The organism is uncultured Kluyvera sp. (assembly GCF_902485085.1).
Lineage (GTDB): Bacteria > Pseudomonadota > Gammaproteobacteria > Enterobacterales > Enterobacteriaceae > Kluyvera > Kluyvera ascorbata.
This window is the reverse complement of record NZ_CABTJS010000098.1, coordinates 1-3,451: the sequence shown is the minus strand read 5'-3', so window position 1 is coordinate 3,451 and position 3,451 is coordinate 1. Positions and strand designations below refer to the sequence as shown.

Genomic DNA, 3,451 nt, shown 5'->3' with positions numbered 1-3,451 from the left:
TCCAAAGATCCCTTTCAGAAGTACCATGTAAAACCACTGGCTAATTACTGAGCGTTCATTGTGGTTTTTATTCAGGAGATTAATCGTTGTATATAATGGGTGTCCATTGGTTTGCTTTTTGTAAAGCCAGTAGACCACAGGAATGACTGCATTTTTAGATATCAAAGACTGTGGATTGATGCCGAATCGCCTGATAAGAATAAAGGTCTCCTTGATACAGGATTTTATTTCAGACCATTGTTGTTGTATCTTACCGACCTCCTCTGAAGTGAAGTTTTTTACTTTGAACCGGACGTCAGAGTCAATAAGCATCAGGCTGGTTTTTAAGAACCAGTCTCTTTCAATATAAAAACCCATTTCATTATTCTGATAAATGTTTTTAGTTAGTTCATCCAGTTCTCTTCTGAAATCACCCTGCCAGTGCGCTACAGCTATTGACATCAGTAAGTCGGAGAACTCAAGTTTTGTCCCCCCGCTGTTCGTGCGGATGAAAACATCCAGCACATGGTCAATGTCCTGACTGCTCTCATTGAAGTAGTGGATGATGTTCTCAGTTCTTATTTTTGTATAAAGTCTCAGCAGAGTTTTTCTGGAAAACTCACTGGAAATGAGATCTCTTTTTTCGAGCTCTGGTACGACAACGTTAAATAAAATATCATCAGGGGAATCATACTGCTCGTATTTGAATATTTTGTGAAGGCAGAACCAGTGATGCTTGTTATCGGTAAGTGAATCAGTATATTGCTTGTCGGTCAGAAATCTGAAGTTGTACTTCATCATGAGCTCGTCGTCTGACTTAAGTGGCGCTGTTAAATCGACGTAAAGCTTTCTGGGCGGCAGGATACGATCATCCTGTGCCGAAGGCCACCACACCCGCGGTTGTTTATACGCATACGTTCCACACAATCCAATATATAAAGATGTGAGACGCTGCTGACCATCAATCACCGCCTTGAAATCATGAAATCCAGCATTTGTTGCTACGCAGGGGTTTTCTTCATTAAATCGCTGACAGTATTCTTTCAGGAATTCATAGAATTTGTAATCGTTTTTAATACTGGCACTACGGATATCCCACATCATGAAAGAGTTTATCGGGTAGTCTCGCATGATGGAATCAAACAGCAGACATATCTGACTGCTGCTCCAGACGAACTTCCTCTGAATTGCAGGCAGAAGATAGTGGCGTAAATTAATTGAATCTATCGCTTGTTTTATCGTTATTGCTTTTTCATACTGGCCAGCCATCATAAACCTCATATGTTATATTAGCTGGCCTATTTTAATTTAAAGCGTGTCGGTAGTACAGTCTTTGCACAAACTAATTTATGCAATGGAAAAGCTGACGGCTCGGTTTGTGTTTTTCATTCGGGTAGACTCGCATTGCGGATGCACAAAGTGATGAAACCTGTCTTGCTATATTTTTACCGAAGTTAACAAGAAGGCCGTGCTTTATTTTTTCACCCTCTGCCCTGATGCTGATGATAAAGCTGAACTGATATACGATTACCTCAATGAGGTCATTGCCAAATGTTATAATGGCGGCGTTGTTTATTTCATGTTCATAATCCCTCAGGTCAGTGTTAAGTCTTGCTGTTGCATCTACAAGTGCGTATTCTTTATCGATAATCATAACTTTCTCACTTATCATGTTAATGTGATTTAATCATCACTAATAATATGTTGTGATTTTAATTACGATTATTCGTCTGTTTTCTCCCGTAATGCATTATCTGATGAATAATGTTCATGTGGGGTAAGGCTTCCATAAAGTCAGACTGTTCAATCAGCGAAATGAGTGTGTTATCGATCTCAAACGTTGTATCCGGTAATACCTCAACCAGCCTGATTCGGGACAGGGAAATAACGAACACGCCCGATGACGTACATCCGGCAAGAAACCACTCCGCATGGCTGCAAAGCAGACGGTAGGGATGAACGGTATGGCTGACGTTTTCGTCGGTTCTGATACGCACCTGGGTCTGGTTAAGTATGGCGAGCGTCAGTCTGCTGAAATCACCGAAAAGGGTGGGTTTCTGGCGCGGCTCCGGTAGCATAATCCTGTATGGCGAGGGACGTTCCCCGTCAAGCATCAGGCTCAGCAGTTTGGCATCCATCGCGGGTAACAGACGGTCAAGATGCAGCAACCTCGCCAGTATCTTCATATCCCGTTCCGTGCGGCGACGAAAGTAATGCGAAGCAAGCTGATACACGCCGTTGCTCTGTTCAATATCAAGGTACGTCAGACGGACGTTGAAATCCCGTCGCAGCGTTCGCGTCGTCACTCCAAATTCTTCTGCCAGCGTCCCGATATGCAGCTTTTCACCCTGAAACAAACGGCTCAGGATGATGGAAAGGCGGGTTGCCAGTCTGTCATGTTCGTTTTCTTGTGTTATCAGCGTCATACATCATTTCCGAATTTAGCCGGGAAATAATGCCAGCAGTAGCGGACAGGATTTGTCCGCCCTCTGAAGTTTTTTAAAGTCTGAATACCTTAAATGTAAGTGCTAAACGTCAGTATTCTCAGGTGAATAAAGATGCTTCTGGCGCATGTAGGCAATAAAAATGCAGGATGGTAGCGTCACCCGGTATGCGGGACCGGCTAAATCAATCAGCAGCCAGAGAGAACTGAGCACCCAGCCCACGGGACCGGCAAAAGCGCCCATGGTACGCGTCAGCATGGCATTTCCTGCAACGGTCAGCCCTCTGCCTAACAGGGCTTTCGCCACACCATTTGTGACAACAAGTGCCATCTGATAGGCCGCAAACCCGGATGTTTTTATCCCCGCCTGGATTGCCATGGTCAGCAGCTCCGGTGTGGGATTGCTGTAGCCTGTCTGCAATTCTTCCGCCACAGTCTTTAGCTGGTCGGGCGTCATCTTCTCAAGACTTTTCTCCAGAATCTTCATCAGCAGATTCATTTCAATGGTTTCAACACTGGATTTGCTGTTGTAGTTCACCTTCATTTTATCGCAGGCATCGGTAAGAATTTCCCGGTACAGCACCCCTTTGCCCCAGCGGAGCAGCGTGGCAAAGCTGTTCGCCCCAAACGTCTGAACCTCGGCGGCAATGGCATCCCAGTAGCGCGGGTGGTTGGGTTTGTGTATTTGATACTGAGGATCGTAAGTCAGCGTTTCCGTGATGCGTGCCAGTCCGTCTTTCGGATCGCAGATAAGCACAGAAACCAGTAAATCCAGATCGTCACGATGGCAGTGGCGCAGAAACTCAAGGTCAGGGTCGTGTCGGTAGGTAGCCATATTTCACCTCATAGCGGATATTGGACCTGACAGTTTAATTACTCCCCCCGGACAGGACGTGTCCGGCTGATCAAGAAAAAGTAAAAAAAACCTGCCCGAAAGCAGGTTTCTGTTCACCGGATGGAGGTATAACGCGTCGGGATTACTTTCCGCGCCATTCCTTTTCCACTTTATCCGCAAAGGCATCGCACTGC

Annotated in this window: 4 protein-coding genes; all 4 read right to left on the bottom strand. The window is 45.3% G+C overall.

Going from position 1 to position 3,451, the window contains the following annotated elements:
* Window positions 1-1,251 (bottom strand): DUF262 domain-containing protein (locus tag RDN66_RS12050; protein WP_308537873.1); only part of this gene is annotated, 1,251 nt, incomplete at its 3' end.
* Window positions 1,252-1,321: 70 nt separating this feature from the next.
* Complete coding sequence (locus RDN66_RS12045) at window positions 1,322-1,633, bottom strand: hypothetical protein (protein WP_000582609.1); 312 nt, start codon at window positions 1,631-1,633, stop codon at window positions 1,322-1,324.
* A gap of 58 nt (window positions 1,634-1,691) precedes the next feature.
* The gene (locus RDN66_RS12040; protein ID WP_088765896.1) at window positions 1,692-2,405 is read right to left on the bottom strand and encodes a YafY family protein; all 714 of its coding nucleotides are present in this window, start codon (window positions 2,403-2,405) and stop codon (window positions 1,692-1,694) included.
* Window positions 2,406-2,507: 102 nt separating this feature from the next.
* Complete coding sequence (locus RDN66_RS12035) at window positions 2,508-3,257, bottom strand: DUF3944 domain-containing protein (protein ID WP_123923322.1); 750 nt, start codon at window positions 3,255-3,257, stop codon at window positions 2,508-2,510.
* Window positions 3,258-3,451: the final 194 nt, after the last annotated feature.

Coding starts and splice junctions, on each gene's coding strand:
- RDN66_RS12035 (WP_123923322.1), bottom strand. CDS start 3,257: ATGGCTACCTACCGACACGACCCTGACCTTGAGTTTCTGCGCCACTGC.
- RDN66_RS12045 (WP_000582609.1), bottom strand. CDS start 1,633: ATGATTATCGATAAAGAATACGCACTTGTAGATGCAACAGCAAGACTT.
- RDN66_RS12040 (WP_088765896.1), bottom strand. CDS start 2,405: ATGACGCTGATAACACAAGAAAACGAACATGACAGACTGGCAACCCGC.